Origin of the sequence: Micromonospora sp. NPDC049497, assembly GCF_044465805.1 — a bacterium.
In the GTDB taxonomy this organism is placed as follows: domain Bacteria; phylum Actinomycetota; class Actinomycetes; order Mycobacteriales; family Micromonosporaceae; genus Micromonospora.
In genome coordinates, this window is the sequence record NZ_JBITMC010000006.1 from 233,403 (window position 1) to 251,521 (window position 18,119).

General features: G+C 73.5%; 10 protein-coding genes, 1 pseudogene and 1 riboswitch. Of the genes and pseudogenes, 10 read left to right on the forward strand and 1 reads right to left on the reverse strand.

The window, feature by feature from the left end; translation table 11 throughout:
* Window positions 1-43 precede the first annotated feature (43 nt).
* Window positions 44-1,030 (reverse strand): LacI family DNA-binding transcriptional regulator, encoded by a 987-nt coding sequence (locus ACIBR0_RS12065; protein ID WP_396714917.1) that lies wholly within the window; start codon window positions 1,028-1,030, stop codon window positions 44-46.
* Between the two features lie 145 nt (window positions 1,031-1,175).
* Between ACIBR0_RS12065 and ACIBR0_RS12070 the strand changes: the two genes are divergently transcribed.
* The 10 genes and pseudogenes from ACIBR0_RS12070 to ACIBR0_RS12115 all read left to right on the forward strand — a co-directional run.
* Complete coding sequence (locus ACIBR0_RS12070) at window positions 1,176-2,411, forward strand: MFS transporter (RefSeq protein WP_396714760.1); 1,236 nt, start codon at window positions 1,176-1,178, stop codon at window positions 2,409-2,411.
* A gap of 435 nt (window positions 2,412-2,846) precedes the next feature.
* Window positions 2,847-3,293, forward strand: coding sequence for a peptidoglycan-binding protein (locus ACIBR0_RS12075; RefSeq protein WP_396714762.1), 447 nt, complete (start codon window positions 2,847-2,849; stop codon window positions 3,291-3,293).
* A 154-nt stretch (window positions 3,294-3,447) separates the two neighbouring features.
* Window positions 3,448-7,626, forward strand: a complete 4,179-nt coding sequence (locus ACIBR0_RS12080) for a hypothetical protein (protein ID WP_396714764.1) — start codon at window positions 3,448-3,450, stop codon at window positions 7,624-7,626.
* 4 nt (window positions 7,627-7,630) lie between these two features.
* Complete coding sequence (locus ACIBR0_RS12085) at window positions 7,631-8,893, forward strand: ATP-binding protein (protein WP_396714766.1); 1,263 nt, start codon at window positions 7,631-7,633, stop codon at window positions 8,891-8,893.
* Window positions 8,894-8,907: 14 nt separating this feature from the next.
* Window positions 8,908-9,642: a DNA-binding response regulator gene (locus ACIBR0_RS12090; RefSeq protein ID WP_396714768.1), complete on the forward strand. Its 735-nt coding sequence runs from the start codon at window positions 8,908-8,910 to the stop codon at window positions 9,640-9,642.
* A 209-nt stretch (window positions 9,643-9,851) separates the two neighbouring features.
* Window positions 9,852-10,748: an aldo/keto reductase gene (locus ACIBR0_RS12095; RefSeq protein ID WP_396714770.1), complete on the forward strand. Its 897-nt coding sequence runs from the start codon at window positions 9,852-9,854 to the stop codon at window positions 10,746-10,748.
* A gap of 85 nt (window positions 10,749-10,833) precedes the next feature.
* Window positions 10,834-11,175 (forward strand): hypothetical protein, encoded by a 342-nt coding sequence (locus ACIBR0_RS12100; protein ID WP_396714772.1) that lies wholly within the window; start codon window positions 10,834-10,836, stop codon window positions 11,173-11,175.
* Window positions 11,176-11,674: 499 nt separating this feature from the next.
* Window positions 11,675-11,804: riboswitch (cobalamin riboswitch) on the forward strand.
* Window positions 11,805-11,848: 44 nt separating this feature from the next.
* Complete coding sequence (locus ACIBR0_RS12105; protein ID WP_396714774.1) at window positions 11,849-12,046, forward strand: hypothetical protein; 198 nt, start codon at window positions 11,849-11,851, stop codon at window positions 12,044-12,046.
* 149 nt (window positions 12,047-12,195) lie between these two features.
* A complete protein-coding gene (cobN, locus tag ACIBR0_RS12110) occupies window positions 12,196-15,864 on the forward strand; it encodes a cobaltochelatase subunit CobN (RefSeq protein WP_396714919.1) in 3,669 nt (1,222 codons plus the stop codon).
* Window positions 15,861-18,014 (forward strand): annotated as a pseudogene (locus tag ACIBR0_RS12115) (VWA domain-containing protein); the annotation flags it as partial. The gene cobN and the pseudogene ACIBR0_RS12115, both read left to right, overlap by 4 nt.
* Window positions 18,015-18,119: the final 105 nt, after the last annotated feature.

Below are 18,119 nucleotides of genomic sequence, written 5' to 3' on the forward strand. Positions count from 1 at the left end.
GCTCACCCGACCGATCAGCCGCACCCAACCCCCGTCCCGTCGGTCAGCCGCTCACCCGGCGGACCAGTCGGGACGGGAAGACCGTCTCCGGGTCGACCTGGCCGCCGGCCAGCACGGCGGTCGCCGCGGCGGCGGCGATCTGCCCCACCGGGTGAGTGGCCGTGGTGAGCGCGGGCGTCGTCACCGCCGCGAGGGGGATGTCGTCGAAACCGGTCACCGCGACGTCCCCGGGGACCTGGACACCGTCGGTGCGCAGCCCGTCGATCACCCCGAGGGCTGTCGCGTCGCTGATGCCGACCACCGCGTCGGTGTCCGGCCACCGGGCCAGCACCTCCCGGACCGCCGCCCGGCCCCGCTGCGCCGTGAAGTCGCCGCGCACCATGCGCGCCGGCAGGCCCGCCTCCCGCACGACCCTGCGGTACGCCCGGACCGACCGGCCGGCGCAGGACAGCCAGCGGGGGCCGGTGACCATGGCGATGCGGCGACGGCCGGTCGCGTACAGGTGCCGGACCACCGCCTCGGTGCCGCCCGCGTTGTCCACGTCGAACGACGGCACGGCGGAGGAGCCGATGCCGATCGACACCACCCGGCCGCGCAGCGCCGGTGGGACCGCGTCGAGCACACGCTCGGTGGTGTTGAGCAGGATCAACCCGCCCACCCCGCGGTCCTCGGCCAGCCGGCGCAGGCCACCCGGGTCCCGGGTCGGCAGCCAGTGCAGCGCCACCCCGAGCCCGTGCGGCGCGCACACGCGGGCCGCCGCGCCGACCACCCGGTCGACGTACGGGTCGTCGAGGACGGCCGGGGTCGCGCCGGACACCACCACCACGAGGCGGACACCGCTGCCCCGGGCCAGTGCGCGGGCGGCCAGGTTGGGCACGTACCCGAGCCGGTCCGCCGCAGCGGTCACCCGGTCCCGGGCGGCGGGTGAGGCGTACCCGGTGCCGGCGAGCACCCGGGACGCGGTGGCTGCGGACACCCCGGCCGCGGCGGCGACGTCCGCCAGGGTCGGTGTCCGGTGCGGCAGGGTCATCTCGGTCCTCCCCGTGGTCGCCTTCGGACGCATCATCCCTCCTTGAGGCGCGTCCGGGTAAGGGGTGGACCCGGGTTGTGGTGGTAGCGCTTACAGGTGTGTGATCGTCCGGCAGGACTCTGTCACGACGAGAGGACCCGTACCCGTGACCGGCACCGCCGCACCGTCCACCGCACCGGCCCCCGCGGCCGGCGTACCCCGGGCTGTGCTGGCCGCCCGCAACGGCGTCGCGGCCGTCTTCGCCCTCAACGGGCTCGCCGTCGCCACCTGGTTCGCCCGGGTGCCGGCGGTCCGGGAGGCGCTGGACCTGAGCGCCGGCCGCCTCGGGCTGCTGCTGCTGGCCATGTCCGCCGGGGCGATCGTCGCGATGCCCACCTCGGGCCTGGTCGCCCAGCGGCTCGGCACCGCCCGCGCCGTGGTCGTCGCCACGGTGCTCGTGGCGCTCGGCCTGGCCGTGGTGGGAATCTCCGGCGGTGTCGTCGGCTCGCTGGCCGGCGTGGCGGTCGGCCTGTTCGCCCTCGGCTTCGGCTCCGGCATGTGTGACGTGGCCATGAACATCGAGGGGGCGGCGGTCGAGCGGCGGCTCGGCCGGACGATCATGCCCCGGTTCCACGCGGCGTGGAGCCTCGGCTCGGTGGCCGGCGCGGGCCTGGGGGCCGGGGCCGCCCGGCTCGGCGTCCCGGTCGCCGTGCACCTCACCGTCCTGGCGGCGATCGTGCTGGCCGGCACGGTGGCCGGCGCGCGGGCCTTCCTGCCGGCGACGGAGACCACCTCCGCCGGCACGGACACCACCGCCCCCGGCCGCCGCCGGGACCTGCTCAGCGCCTGGCGCGAGCCGCGCACCCTGCTCATCGGCCTCTTCGTGCTGGTCATGGCGTTCGCCGAGGGCAGCGCCAACGACTGGCTCGCGGTCGCGTTCATCGACGGGTACGGCCTCAGCGAGGCCGCCGGTGCCGCGGTCTTCGGCGTGTTCGTCGTGGGAATGACGGTGGGACGTACCGCCGGCACCGTGGCCCTGGACCGGTGGGGCCGGGCGCCGGTGCTGCTCGGCACGATCCTGCTGGCCGTCGTCGGCGCGGGGCTGGCGGTGCTGGCCGGCTCCGGACCGGTCGCGATCGTCGGGGTGGCGCTCTGGGGACTCGGCGCGTCGCTCGGCTTCCCGGTCGGCATGAGCGCCGCGGCCGACGACGAGGACCGGGCCCCGGCCCGGGTCAGCGTCGTCGCGGTGATCGGCTACACGGCGTTCCTGGCCGGCCCTCCGTTGCTCGGGTTCCTCGGCGACCAGGTCGGTACGCTCCGCGCCCTGCTCGTCGTTCCGCTGCTGCTGCTCCCGACGCTGGCGCTGGTCCCGGCCACCCGCCGTCCGGCAGGCGATCGGTGACGACGTCCTGCACGCCGGGAAGGTGACCGGTTCGACCCAGGATCGCCCACCGCAGATGTCCGCGGGTCAGAAGCCCAGCCGGATCGCGTCGTCGCCACCGCAGGCCCGCAGAGCCCGGAGGCGCCGCCGTCCACCTACTCGCGCCGCCGGACGCCGTTGCCGCCATCGACGTGGTGCCGCGATTTTCGCGGATTCGTGGGGTGCGGTCGACCGCACGCGATGACTAGCGTCACCTCCAGATCGATCGCAGTAATTACGGCATATCAAGATCGCACAGAGCAGGCGGATCAGAGGTCGCCGACACCATAGGTGGCCGCAGGACCCGGGAAAACGCGGGCAACGTGCCGCACCCGGTTCCGGACACGGAAATCCCTCATGCGCCATGTCGTCGATCGCAGCGTCTGTATCACGCGAACGTTCTCGGAGAGGAACACCATGAAACTGAAGCGCATCCCCGCGATGGCCGTTGTCCTGGGCACGACGCTCGCTGGGCTGGCGGTCGCCCAGCCGGCCCAGGCGGGCAACTCCTACATCACCGCGTTCTGCCATGCCAACTTCTACACCATGACGTACAGCGGGAGTTCCACCGACCGCCCGATGTGGTGCCGCATCCAGAACGGACCCGCGGCGAGCAACGGCTACACCGGACCGGCCGACGGGTACCCCGGGACGAACACGTGGAAGGGCGTCCAGCGGTACCTGACGTACGAGAAGGTCTACTTCGGCCCGATCGACGGCGTCCCGGGCCCGAACACCTACAAGGGCATCCAGTCCATCGCCCGTCGATCGGGCGGCTACGACGGCCCGATCGACGGTATCCCCGGCCCCAACACGTGGCGCGGCTTCGACAGCGCCATCCGGATGATGTATTTCGGACTCTGAGCACCGCTGCGTGGGAGCCGGGCCGGTGACCGTCGGTCCGGCACCCACGTCATTCGTCTCCTCGCTCCGGCCGTCACCGGCCGGCCCTCTGCCACCGGTACCTCGTCGGCGTGAACGCGCGCCCCTGTAGCCCTCCACACCTCCGGAGACGCACATGCAGACCCGTCCCACGGTTGTCCGCGCCCGCAAGCATGTCGCCCTGCTGCTGGTGGCCGCGCTTCTCAGCATTCCCACCGCGTCCGCCCAGGCGGCGCAGCCGGACAGCGGGCAGACCGGTGCGTCGCCCGACGGCCGGCAGCCCGCGTCGGCGGGCAACGGTCTCGCGCCACAGGCGGTTCCGGAGCGGGACCGTGACCGCGTCCTGGCCCGGGGCTGGAAGACCTCGAAGGACGTCGCCTGGACCACGGCGGCCGACGGGCGGGGGTTCCACATCCTCACGGCCGACGCGGCCGAGGGCTACCGGTGGCGGGTCGCCGCGACCCTGCGGGAGAGCCTGGTCGACGTCGACCAGTGGATCGGGCAGGCGTGCCTCACGTCCTCCGGTGACAAGGTGGTCGCCGTGTACGCGCCCCGGGCGTTCGCGAACAAGCCCGACCTCTACGACCGGGGCGGCTTCACGGCGGTGGTCGACCTGCGGACCGGCCGGGTGACCAAGCTGGGTGTCAGCGCCTCCCTCGCCTACTTCAACCCCGGGTGCGGCGCCGACGACCTCGCCGTCCTGACCCAGGCCAAGGCCCGCGACGACCAGGGACGGACCCGTCTGGCGGTCGTCGACACCCGCCGCGGCCGGGTCACCGCGAAGCCGGTCGAGATGGCCGGGCAGGTGACCTCGGCGATTCCCCTGAGCCGGACCGAGATCGTCGCGGCCAAGGGCGCACACGTCGTACGGGTCGACGACCGCGGCAGGGCGGCCATGGTCGCCAGGACCACCGGTGTGCCGTTCCAGCTGACCGCCGACGCCGACGGCGGCGTGGTGTTCCTGGACCGGGTTCCGGCGGCAGCACCGGGCCGCGACGCGACGCGCGCGGCCACCCCGTCGACGGCGGGAACGGCCGCACGGGACGAACTGGTCGCACTGCGCCTGAGCCGTACGCAGCTCGCGCAGGCCCGCTCGCCCCGGTCCGCCGCCACCGACGCCACGGTGACCAGGCCGGCGGAGATCGCCCGTGGCGCCTTCGGCGACTTCAGCCTGGCCCCGGCCGCGCGCGGCCGGATAGCGATCGTCGGCGCGGCGAAGGTACGCGGCTCGGCGGGCTATCTCACGCACGTCCCGGACGTCGCGGCGGGCGCGAGCGCCAGCACCACGGCCAAGGCCTTCGTCCACGACGTCGACTGGACCAGGAAGCGCGTCCCGCAGACCGAGGGCGAGAGCGCCCCGATCGCGCTGTCCCTCACCGTCCCGGCCACCGACGAGACGGTCCGGCTGGGCATCGACCTGGCCCAACCGGCGACCGCCGGCACGTCACCCGGTCAGGCCGCTCCGCCGGTCGCCGGCCCCGCGACCGCCGGCGCGAAGCGTGGCACCGGCAGCCCGGACACCCCTGCCCGCGCGCCGGTGACATCCGGAGACACTGTTTCACCGGCGCTGGACCTCGCGTCGACGGCGACCGTGTCCAGCAGCCTCGTCGGCGACGACCTTCCCGAATCCGCCGCTGAACGTACCTGCGGGGTCGCCCGCAACGACCACCGGCGGCAGGCCATGCAGCCCAAGCCGCGGCAGGTCGAGTGGGCGGTGAACCAGGCGATCACGGGGAACCTCAACGCGCGGTGGAATCCCACCGGCGTGGACGGTTGGCGTACCCGGGTCGAGCTGACGAGCACCAGGCCGATGGACCTCTTCCCGACACCGGCGATCGCCGGCTGGCCCGGCAGCCGCGTACCGGCTCAGGTCGCCCTCGGCATCGCCATGCAGGAATCCAACCTGTGGCAGGCCGCGCGGTACGCCATGCCCGGCGTCACCGGCAACCCGCTGATCGGCAACTACTACGGCATCGACATCTACAACGACAGCGCGGCCGACGACTGGGACATCAACATGGCCGACGCGGACTGCGGCTACGGGATCATGCAGGTGACCGACGGGATGCGCAAGGGCGAGCGCACGTACGAGCAGCAGCACGCGATCGCGCTGGACTACGCCTCCAACATCGCCGCCGGACTCCAGATCCTCGTGCAGAAGTGGAACCAGACGTACAGCGCCGGCCTGAGGATCAACAACGGGGATCCTCGGCACATCGAGAACTGGTTCTACGCCGCCTGGGCGTACAACTCGGGTTTCTACCCGCAGTCCGACGCCGCGAAGCACAACGGCGCCTGGGGAGTCGGCTGGCACAACAACCCCGCCAACCCCAAGTACGACCCCGCGCGCGCACCGTTCCTCCACAACAACCACTTCATCGACGCCGTGCACCCGAACTGGTGGCCCTACCCGGAAAGGGTCATGGGCTGGGCGGCTTGGCCCATGGGCATGTACGAGGCACCCGGTGTCGAGGTGCCCGCGTTCCGCGGCGCCTGGTGGAACACCGAGGCCTACCGGTACGCGGTGAAGCCCCCGATGGACCTCTTCTGCGACACGACCAACCGGTGCGCCAAGGAACTGGTCGGCACCTACCCGTGGAGCCCGGACGCACCGGAGATCCCCGGCCCCTGCCTGAGCACCGAACAGCTCACTCCCGACTACCGATGCTGGTTCAACCGACCCGCGACGTGGAAGCAGTGCAGCCTCGAGTGCGGGTACGAGTTCCTCCGGTTCCCCGCCACCTGGGCGGAGGAGGCGAACGGCACCGCGTACCCGCCGAACTGCAGCCGCAGCGCGACGGCGTCGGGGAACGCCGCGCCGCCGGGTTCGTACATCGTCGACAACGACGCGAACGGCGTGCCGTCGGTCCGCCCCTGCGCGGACATCGCGAGCAATGGCACCTTCACGATGAGCTTCGCCACTGACGCCAACGGCACGACGCCGTCCAAGGTCGATGTCCATCAGCTCGGGGCCGGCTTCGGGGGCCGCTTCATCTTCGGCCACACGAGGTCGGGCAGCCCCGGAGGAATCCAGGACCGACTCGAAGCCGTCGGCACCTGGACGCTGGACCGCTCCGTGAACGGCTGGATGCGGGTGGCGGTGCACCTGCCCGACCACGGTGCGCGGACCCAGCAGGCGAAGTACACGATCCACCTGGGCGACGGACGGTCGACCGTGCGCTACCTCAACCAGAAGCGCAAGGCCAACAACTGGGTCTCGTTGGGCGCGTTCACATTCAACGGGGTGCCGCGGGTGAGTCTCACCAACGTCTCCCTCGACGGCGACGGGACCGAGAACGTCGCGTGGGACGCCGTCGCGTTCCAGCCGTTGAGCCGCGAGCCGGTCAAGGTGGCCGTCCTCGGTGACTCGTACGCCTCGGGCGAGGGGACCGGCGACCCGGTGGCCTCGGGGGCGGCGGGCTACTACGCGGAGACCAACACCGACGGCGGTGATGAGAAGTGGCAGAACTCGTGCCGGCGCAGTCCCGAGGCGTGGGCGAGGAAGCTGGTCGTGCCGGGCATGAGCCAGTCGGTGGGCGCGCTGGAGGACCAGTGGAGTTCCGCTGTCGAACTCGGCTTCGTCGCGTGCTCCGGGGCGGTGACCGAGCAGCTGACGGTGCCCTGGTACTCCCGCGTCTCCGAGGGCGGATACGACGGAAAGGGGCAGTGGTTCGAGTATCCGCAGGTCTACTCGGGCGTCCTGAACGCGGACACGGACTACGTCGTCCTGACCATCGGCGGAAATGACGGCGACCTCTTCTCGAACGTGCTCAGCACCTGCGTGGGCTTCCCGCTGTGTCAGGAGCACGCGCTCTGGGACACCGTGTACGACCAGCTGGACGACCGGACGATCCCCGACACGGAGAAGCTCCTGCGCAAGATCAGCCTGCAGGCGCCGAACGCCAAGATCGTCCTCGCGACGTACCCGACGGTGTTCAAGATCGACGAAGCCGAGGCCTGCTGGGTCGAGCCGTGGGAGCTGAACGCGATCCTCCCGCTCCAGGCGTACTTCACGCGCAAGCAGGGGGACGCGGTCCTCAAGTTGTGGGCCGGCGAAGGGTTGAACGTGTCGTTCGCCCCCGTCGACGACTGGTTCCGCCGGCACGACGCCTGCGAGGTCCTGGGCGCCAACTGGATCAACGGACTGACGCTGGTGAAACAGGGTGACGGTGACGCCCTCTCGGGGGCGAGCATGGCCTCGTTCCACCCGAACGACCAGGGCACGACCGCGTACGCGGCGGCGATCAGCGCGGCCCTGGGCGCCCCGGTGCCCAACGTGCCGTGGAACCCGATCCCGCCGGGCCCCGGCCAGTAGAGCCATGAGGCTGTACGTCGCCCGGAACCGGTTCGGAACGCTGCCCACGACGACGGCCGGCGTGGAGCGGGCGTTCACCATCTTCATCGCCGGCGTCCGCCTGGGCACCGTCGCCCAGATGGTCCCGACCCTCTACCCGGGGATGCAGTCGTCCCCACGGCCAGGCCTGTACCTCACGACCTGGCTGGCCGCAGCGGTCGCCGCCGTGGCGGTGGGCGTGGCGTCACTGGTGAAGGGCCGGGCACCGGGTTCCGGTCCCGTTCTCGCGGACTTCGCTCTCGCGAGCGTCGTGATGCTCGTGGGGCCGCTGGTCGTCGGTTCCGAGGACCGCGTCGGCACCTGGGTGGGATTCCAACCGGGGTACGCGCTGTCCGTGATCATCACCGCCATCGGGCCGAGATCACCGGTCGTGCCGGCGGTCGGCCTGCTCTGCGTCATGGGCAGCTACGTGGTCCACGTCTCCGGCGCCACCGTTCAGGGACCGGGGTTCACCACGGTCGTCGGCAACGAACTGACGTTCGTGGTGTACGCGTTGGTGTGCCGCATGTTGAGCACGTACATGCGGCGCATCGCGCGGGACGCCGACGCGTCCCGCGCCGTCGCGGCCGAGTTGGCCCGCCGGGAGGAGGAACGCCGCGCCCAGGTCCTCATGCACAACGGCGTGGCCGTGATGCGGCTCCTCACCGAGCCCAACCTCCCGGACGCGACCCGGGTACGCCTGCTCGAGCATGCGGAAGTGGAGCTACAGCGAATGCGTGCCTACCTGAGCCGCCAGTCGTCACCGGACCCGACGGCGCGATCCGGCGATCGTCCCGACCCCCGGCGATCGCAGGCGGACGCGGCGTCGCTCGCGGACGCGGTCCGGCGCACCTGCAACCAGTTCAGAGACCTGCCGATCGAGCTCGCACTCGATCTCGGTACGGGGATCACGATGACGCCGAGGGAGATCGAGGTCGTGACGCGCGCATTGGACAGCCTGCTGCTGAACGTCCGCGAGCACGCGAAGGCGGAGATGGTCGTCGTCCACCTGGACGCCGAACCGGAGGGATCGTGGATCCTGACGGTCAACGACAACGGGTCCGGCTTCGACGTCCCGTCGACCAGCCAGGGGATCGGCCTTCGCGAGGTGGTGGTCGGCGAACTGGAGCGCGAGGGGTACGCCGTGGCGGTGACCTCCCAGGTGGGAGAAGGGACGGCGGTGACGATCACGTACGCGGCGCCGGCTGTCCCGCGGCCGGCCGCCCCCCGCGCGCGGGCGGCGTCGTGAGGCCGACCGTCGCCGTGGTCGACGACGCCTCGGTCATCCGGGAGTCGATCGCGATTCTGATGTCCGACATCCAGGTCGTCGCGGCCGTTCCCACGGTGGAGGAGCTCATGCGCAGACGTCCTCCGGTCGATCTGGTGATCCTCGATCTGCACCTCGCCAACGCCGCACAGCCGGACGTGCGGCAGGGCATCGCCGCGATCCGCGCGTTGACCGACGGCGGGTACCGGGTCTGCGTCTACAGCCAGGAGGAGCGTCGGTTCGTCCTGGCGGCCTGCATCGCGGCGGGCGCACACGGGATCGTGTCGAAGTCGCTGTCGGCCACCGCGGCACAGCAGCACTTCGTCGAGGTCGCCGGTGGAGGAACGGTGATTCCGCAGTCGGTCATCGGACTCCTCGAGGTGCTGGTGCGGCGCAAGGCGATCACGGTGCTCACCGATCGGCAGCGTCAGGTGCTGCACGGTCGCGCGCGGGGATTCAGCTACGGCCAACTCGCGAGACGCCTCTTCATCGGCGAGAGCACGCTGCGCGGCTACTGGAGGGACATCACCGAGTCGTTGTCGGACTACCTGGCCTCGGCGACGCCCGCCGAGATCGAGCATGCGCTCGGGCTCGCGCCGGGTGACCTGCTGGAGTTCTGGCCGGACGGGGACACACCGACCACCTGGTGGAGTACGGCGTCAGGGTGGCCACGACCCAGCGGCGCGCCGGAAGCACCATCCGGGGCGTCCGATGTGGATCGGCTTGCCTGAGGCCGTCATCATGCAACCGACGCCGGTGGGCACCGGCGGTGCGGATTGCGAGGAGGCATCGTCCGTGTGACGGTCGGAGCGCTCGGCGGGGGATCCGCCCGCCTACTCGTACACCTCCCGATGCCATCGAAACTAGCAGCGGGGTGAAGCACCCGGTATCGGGCACGCGGCCGACTGCGCCGTCCCCGGCGGTGGCCTACGGTCGGCGAATGCCTGTCGAGGACATCACCGCGGCCGCCGCGGGCAGCTGGACCCTGGGCGACCACCGGGTGCACCGCATGGGCTTCGGCTCCATGCGGACGACCCCGGACCCCGACACCCGTCGTGCCGTACGGGTCCTGCGCCGGGCGGTCGACCTGGGTGTGGACCACGTCGACACCGCCGCCTTCTACGTCTCGCCCGGCGGAACCCTGAACGTCGGGTCCGGACCGGCCCGGTACGCCACCGAGCTGATCCGTGCCGCGCTCGCCCCGTACCCGGAGCACCTCGTGATCGCGACCAAGGTCGGCTTCGCGTACACCCCGGCGACCGGCCTGCGCGAGGACGCCTCGCCCGCCGGGCTGCGGGCGCAGGTGGAGGAGAACCTGCGGCGGCTCGGCCGCGACCATCTCGACCTGGTCAACCTCCGCATCGTGCGGCGACCGGGACGGGACGCGATCGCGGAGTCCTTCGGCGCGCTCGCCGAGCTGCGGGACGCGGGCCTGATCCGCCACCTCGGCCTCTCCAACGTCCGCCGGGAGCACCTGGACGAGGCGCAGGCCATCGCCCCGGTGGTGGCGGTGCAGAACGCGTACGCCATCGACAACCGCGGTGACGAGGACGCCCTGCTGCGGGAGTGCGGGCGGCGAGGCATCGCGTACGTGCCGTTCTTCGCCATCGCCGGCAGCCGCCGGGAGTCCGGTGCCGCCGTCGTCCACGCGGCGGCCAGCGAGGCTGTGGCCCGCGCGCACGGGGTGACGCCGCACCAGGTACGCCTCGCGTGGACCCTGCACCAGGGGCCGCACGTGCTCGCCATCCCCGGCACCGGCGACACGGCGCACCTGGTGGAGAACATCGCCGCCGGTGCGGTGCGGCTGTCCGCCGCCGACCTGGCCGCGCTGGGCTGATCCGCTCAGGTGGTTGTCACCCTTCTCGCAGCCTCCTGCCAGGTCACGGTGGTGAACTGGGATACGGCGAGGAGAGGAGGCGGGCATGGGTTGGTTCAGCCGACGGTCGCGTACCGCCGCGGCCGAGGGAACCCCGACGAAGCTGGACCGGGAGGCCACCCGGGAGGACCTGGCCGCGCTGGAGGCGTTCGTGGCCAGCCGTACCGGGGTCGAGTTCTACCTGGAGCCCGAGACCACGGCGACCGACACGACGGTGGTGGCGATCGCCCACGACGGCGAGTGGATCCGCCGCCGCACCGGGTCTCCGCGGGTCGCGGGCGCGCTGGCGCGCAAGCACGCCCTGCCGTTGTACGAGGCCGCGAAGACCGGCTATCCGGAGCGCATGCGGGTGTGGAACCGGGCCCATCCGGAGCGCCGCGCCCGCTGACCCGTCGCGACGTCGTCGCACCGGGTGTCGGGAAAGCCGAGTCGATCATCACACCGCGCCCACCCTGTCCCAGGACGGGAATCTCTTCCACCGCCGGACCGCCGGGCCGCGCGCCGATTGAGGGGAACCGTTTCGGCGTGCCGGCGGATACATATTCCCCTGCCGTTCCTGCCTGATCGATGACGGACGCTGCGCCAGAAGCGGTGCGTCGTGACGGGACTGCCCCGCCCGGGTGTCCCGGCCAGGCGCGATCCGTCCACCCGGCACCCCCGCCGCCCTGGTTCTACGGCACCGGCACGACGACGTTGCCCCCGATCCGGTGCACCCATGGCAGCAGGGCAAGGGGACGCACTGCATGGACCGACGACAATGCCCGAAGCCCCGGTCATCGGCGTTGTGATCGCCATTCGTCGATGCCGCGCCGGGGGCGTGGTGGGGCCCGGGGCGGCGTTGACCGTCGGCCGCGACGTGTGGCAGCATTCGCGGCCTGACGGCAGTGAAGGAAGCCGGTGTGATTCCGGCGCGGTCCCGCCACTGTCACCGGGGAGCGATCCCCCCTCGTGAGTCACGGCCGTGCGTGCGCGGCTGGAAGGCCGGGGGTGAGCGTCGATCCGGGAGCCAGGATACTTCGGCCGTCGGTGCACCCCAGGGCGTGGACACCCGAGGAGGACCGATGACGCTCAGCGTCTCCACGATCGACGATCACCGTCGTAGGACTACCGGGCGCGGCAGCGTGCCCCGATCTGGCCCGGCCGCACCGGCCGCCCGCACCGGCCCCGCCGCGCCGACCGGCACGCTCGTCCCACGCGTCGCACTGACCGGCGCGGTCACCCCCTGCGCCGCCCTGGCCGGCGCTTCCGCGCGCCACTGACGCCTCCGCGCCCCGCCACCGGTCCCCGCCGGCTTCCCGCCGGGGCGATCCGGTCGGCGACCCGCCGCACCCGCTGACGCAGCGCCATCCCTCGCCCCCCGCCCGACCGGCCCCCACACCGGCACGGGCGTCACTCTCCGGAGCCGACCCTGCGCACCCTGCTGCTCTCCACCGCCGACACCGACCTGCTCGCCGCCCGGGCCAGCGGCGCGGACTACCGCCTCGCCAACCCGGCCCGGGTCACCCTCGACGCCGTACCGGCGCTGCTCGACGGCGTCGACCTCGCCGTCGTACGCCTGCTCGGTGGCCGGGCGGCGTGGCCCGACGGCCTCGCCGCGGTGCTCGCCTCCGGCGTGCCCACGGTCGTGCTCGGCGGCGAGAGCGTGCCGGACGCGGAGCTGACCGCGGCCTCCACCGTCCCCGCCGGGGTGGTCACCGAGGCGCTGCGCTACCTGGTCGAGGGCGGCCCGGACAACCTCGCCCAGCTGGCCCGGTTCCTCTCCGACACGGTCCTGCTCACCGGGGAGGGGTTCGACCCGCCCCGCCCGACCCCTGCGTACGGGATCCACGGCGACCACCCGCGCGAGGAGGACCGGCCCACCGTCGGGATCGTCTTCTACCGGGCGCACGCCCTCGCCGGGAACACCGGTTTCGTCGACACCCTCGCCGAGGCGGTACGCGCCGCCGGCGGCAACCCGCTGCCCGTCTTCTGCGGCTCGCTGCGCGGCCTCACCGCCGGATCCGGCCCGCTCGGGCTCTTCGCCGGCTGCGACGCGCTGCTGGTCACCGTGCTCGCCGCCGGCGGGACGGTGGCCGCTGACGCCTCCGGCGGCGGTGCCGAGGACTCCTGGGACGTCGGCGCGCTGGCCGCCCTCGACGTGCCGGTCATCCAGGCGCTCTGCCTGACCAGCACCCGCGAGCAGTGGGTGGGCAGCGACGCCGGACTGTCCCCGTTGGACGCGGCGATGCAGGTGGCCATCCCCGAGTTCGACGGGCGGATCGTCAGCGTGCCGTTCTCGTTCAAGCGGATCGAGGCCGACGGGCTGTCGGTCTACGCCGCCGACCCCGAACGGGCCGCCCGGGTCGCCGGGATCGCCGTCCGGCAGGCCCGGCTCCGGCACCTCCCGAACGCGGACAAGCGCGTCGCCGTCGTGCTCAGCTCGTACCCGACGAAGCACTCCCGGGTCGGCAACGCCGTCGGCCTGGACACCCCGGCCTCCGCGGTGCGGCTCCTCGCGGCGCTCGCCGAGGCCGGGTACGACCTCGGCGACGCGCCCGTGCCCGACGACGGGGACGCGCTGATCCACGCGCTGATCGCCGCCGGCGGGCACGACGTGGAGTGGCTGACCCCGGAGCAGCTCGCCGCGGCCGAGGCGCGGGTCCCCGGCGACCTGTACGCCCGCTGGTTCGCGGCGGCACCGGGCGACCTGCGCGAGCGGATGCGGGAGCACTGGGGCGAGCCGCCCGGCGAGCTGTACACCGACGGCGGGGACATCGTGCTGGCCGGGCTGCGTTTCGGCAACGTGACGCTGCTGATCCAGCCGCCCCGCGGCTTCGGCGAGAACCCGATCGCCATCTACCACGACCCGGACCTGCCGCCGAGCCACCACTACCTGGCCGCGTACCGGTGGCTGGCCGCGCCGGTCGCCGGCGGCGGCTTCGGCGCGGACGCCGTGGTGCACCTCGGCAAGCACGGCACGCTGGAGTGGCTGCCCGGCAAGGGCCTCGGGCTGGCCGCCGACTGCGCCCCCGACGCCGTCCTGGGCGACCTGCCGCTGGTGTACCCGTTCATCGTCAACGACCCCGGCGAGGGCACCCAGGCCAAGCGCCGCGCCCACGCCGTCGTCGTCGACCACCTGGTGCCGCCGATGGCACGCGCCGAGACGTACGGCGAGCTGGCGAAACTGGAACAGCTCCTCGACGAGTACGCGACCGTGCAGGCCCTCGACCCGGCCAAGGTGCCGGTGGTGCGGGCCCAGATCTGGGAGCTGGTCCGGGCCGCCGAGCTGCACCACGACCTGCACACCGCCGACATGCCGGCCGCCGAGGACTTCGACGACTTCGTGCTGCACCTCGACGGATACCTGTGCGAGGTCAAGGACGTGCAGATCCGCGACGGCCTGCACATCCTCGCCGAGGTGCCCACCGGCGAGGCCCGGGTCAACCTCGTCCTCGCCGTGCTGCGCGCGCCCCAGGTGTGGGGCGGCACCCGGGTGCTGCCCGGCCTGCGGCAGGCCCTCGCCGCCGCGTACGGGCTGGACGAGCAGCAACTGCTCGCCACGCCGGGGGAGCGGCTGGCGCTGCCCGGCGCGCTGACCGAGACGGTCGACGGGCCGGCCGCCACGGCCGCCGACGCCGTCGACCTGATCGAGGCCCTCGCGCGCCGGCTGGTCGTCGGCATGGAAACGCTCGGCTGGGACGGGGCGAAGGCCGGCGCGGTGGTGGCCGAGGTCGCCGGGCGCGAGATCCCCGACGTCGTGGCCGTGCTCCGCTTCGCCGCCCGGGAGGTGGTGCCCCGGCTGGACCGCACCACCGACGAGATCGACCGGCTGCTCGGCGCGCTCGACGGGCGGTTCGTGCCGCCCGGCCCGTCCGGCTCGCCTACCCGGGGCCTGGTCAACGTGCTCCCCACCGGCCGGAACTTCTACTCCGTCGACCCGAAGGCGATCCCGTCGCGCAACGCCTGGGACGTCGGGGTGGCCCTGGCCGACTCGCTGCTCGCCCGGCACCTCGCCGACACCGGCGCGTACCCGCGGTCGGTCGGGCTGACCGTCTGGGGCACCAGCGCCATGCGTACCCAGGGCGACGACGTCGCCGAGGTCCTCGCCCTGCTCGGGTGCCGCCCCACCTGGGACGACCGGTCCCGCCGGGTCACCGGCGTCGAGGTGGTGCCGTTGGCCGAGCTGGGCCGCCCCCGGATCGACGTCACCGTCCGCATCTCCGGGTTCTTCCGCGACGCCTTCCCGCACGTCGTGGCGCTGATCGACGACGCCGTCCGGCTGGTCGCCGCCCACGACGAGCCTCCTGAGCGGAACTTCGTCCGCGCCCACGTGGACGCCGACGTGGCGGAGCACGGCGACGAACGGCGGGCCACCGCCCGGATCTTCGGCTCCAAACCCGGGGCGTACGGGGCGGGCCTGCTGCCGCTGATCGACGCCCGCACCTGGCGCACCGACGCCGACCTCGCCGAGGTGTACGCCGTCTGGGGCGGCTACGCGTACGGCCGGGGCCTCGATGGGCGGGAGGCGCGCGCCGACATGGAACGCTCCTTCGCCCGCATCGCGGTGGCCGTGAAGAACCAGGACACCCGCGAGCACGACATCGTCGACTCCGACGACTACTTCCAGTACCACGGCGGGATGGTGGCGATGGTCCGCCACCTCACCGGCGCCGCGCCGGACGCGTACGTCGGGGACTCGGCGATGCCGCACGACGTGCGGACCCGCACCCTCGGCGAGGAGACCCGGCGGGTGTTCCGGGCCCGGGTGGTCAACCCCCGCTGGATCGCCGGGATGCGCCGGCACGGCTACAAGGGCGCGTTCGAGCTGGCGGCCACCGTGGACTACCTGTTCGGCTACGACGCCACGGCCGGCGTGGTCGACGACTGGATGTACGAGCAGCTCGCGAAGGCGTACGTCCTCGACGACATCACCCGCGACTTCCTGTCCCGGTCGAACCCGTGGGCGCTGCGCGGCATCACCGAGCGGCTGCTGGAGGCCGCCGACCGGGGCCTGTGGGCGGAACCGGAACCCGCCACCCTGGACCGGCTCCGGGAGGCGTACCTGGCCGGCGAGGGTGACCTGGAGGACCGGTCATGACGGCGTACCCGTTCAGCGCGGTGCTCGGCATGGACGACATGCGCCTCGCGCTGCTGCTCAACGCCGTCAGCCCGGCCATCGGCGGGGTGCTCGTACGCGGCGAGAAGGGCACCGCCAAGTCCACCGCCGTCCGGGCTCTCGCCGCCCTGCTGCCGCCGGTGGACCGGGTGGCCGGCTGCCGGTTCACCTGCGACCCGGCCGCCCCCGACCCGGGTTGCCCGGACGGGCCGCACCCCGGGGCGTTGGCCGAGCGGCGCCCGGCCCGCCTGGTCGAGCTGCCGGTCGGCGCCGCCGAGGACCGGGTGGTCGGCTCGCTGGACCTGGAGCAGGCACTCGGCGCGGGCGTCCGTGCCTACGAGCCCGGCCTGCTCGCCGCCGCCCACCGGGGGGTGCTCTACGTCGACGAGGTGAACCTGCTCCACGACCACCTGGTCGACCTGCTGCTGGACGCCGCCGCCATGGGCCGCTGCCACGTCGAGCGGGAGGGCGTGTCGGTCAGCCACGCGGCCCGGTTCCTGCTGGTCGGCACGATGAACCCGGAGGAGGGGGAGCTGCGTCCGCAGTTGCTCGACCGGTTCGGGCTCACCGTCGAGGTGGCCGCCAGCCGGGACCCCGCCGTACGGGTCGAGGTGGTCCGCCGCCGCCTCACCGCCGACGCCGACCCGGCCGGCTTCGCCGCCGCCTGGGCCGACGCGGACGCGGCCGTCGCCGCCCGGGTGGCCGCCGCCCGTGTACGGCTGGACCGGGTGCTGCTGCCGGACGCCGCGTTGCGGCAGATCGCCGAGGTGTGCGCGGCGTTCGACGTGGACGGGATGCGCGCCGACATCGTCACCGCCCGCGCCGCCGTGGCCCACGCCGCCTGGCAGGGGCGGGACCGGGTGACCGCCGAGGACGTCCGGGTGGCCGCCCGGCTGGCGCTGCCGCACCGCCGTCGCCGTGACCCGTTCGACAGCCCCGGCCTGGACGAGAAGCGACTCGACGAGGCGCTGCGGCGGGCCCGGGAGGACCACCCCGACGACCCGGACGACGACGGCCCCGGCGGTCCAGGCGGCTCCGATCCGGACGGTGGACCGGGCGGTCCCGACGGACCAGCCGGTCCCGACGAGCCCAGCGCTCCGGACGGGCCCGCTGAGCCAGGTGGTCCCGGCGGTCCTGGTGACCCCGGTAGTCCTGGTGGTCCCGCCGAGTCCGGCGATCCGGGCGATCCGGGTGATCCCGGTGCACCGGACGGCGATGTCCCCGCCGGCGACGCCGACCGAGCCGGTGGTGCCGATCGGCCCAGTGACGCCGACCGAGCCGGTGACGCCGATCGGGCCGCCGGGAGCGGGGAGGGTGCGGGCGGGGAGCGGGTGGTGGCCGTACCGGATCAGGGTCTGCGGGCCCGGCTGCTCACCGCGCCCGGGGTCGGCGAGGGCGTGCCCGGACGGCGCTCGCGGGCCCGGACCGGTCGCGGCCGGACGACCGGGGCGCGGGTTCCCGCCGGCCGCCCCGGCGCGCTGCACCTGCCGGCGACGGTCCGGGCCGCCGCCCCGCACCAGGCGGCGCGCGGGCGGAGCGGCGGCCCGCTGCGGCTGCGCCCGGCCGACGTCCGCGAGGCGGTCCGGGAGGGCCGCGAGGGCAACCTGGTGCTCTTCGTGGTCGACGCCAGCGGGTCGATGGGCGCCCACCAGCGGATGTCGGCGGTCAAGGGCGCGGTGCTGGCCCTGCTCACCGACGCCTACCAGCGCCGGGACAAGGTCGCGGTGGTCGCCTTCCGGGGTGCCGGCGCGCAGGTCCTGCTCCCGGCGACCTCGTCGGTGCTGGCCGCGTCGACCCGGCTGGCCGAGCTGCCCACCGGGGGACGGACACCGCTGGCCGAGGGACTGCTCGCCGCCGCCGACCTGCTGCGGGTGGAGCGGCTGCGCGACCCGAGACGGCGTCCCCTGGTCCTGGTCGTCACCGACGGCCGGGCCACCTCGGGAGACCGCCCGCTCGACCGGGCGGCCGGGGCGGCGGCGGTGCTGCGCGCGACCGGCGCGCCCTGCGTGGTCGTCGACTGCGAGTCCGGCCCGGTCCGCCTCCACCTGGCCGCCCGCCTGGCGGCGCATCTCAACGCCGACCACCACCGCCTCGACACGGTCACCACAGCGCCACTCACCGACCTCGCCACCACCCCGTCACGGCGATCATGCACTTTCCGCCCCGACGAAAGGGACGAAAGTGGAGTAAAAGGGGTCCGAAACTGCAAGATCGACGAGGTCGGGCACAGGCCGGAC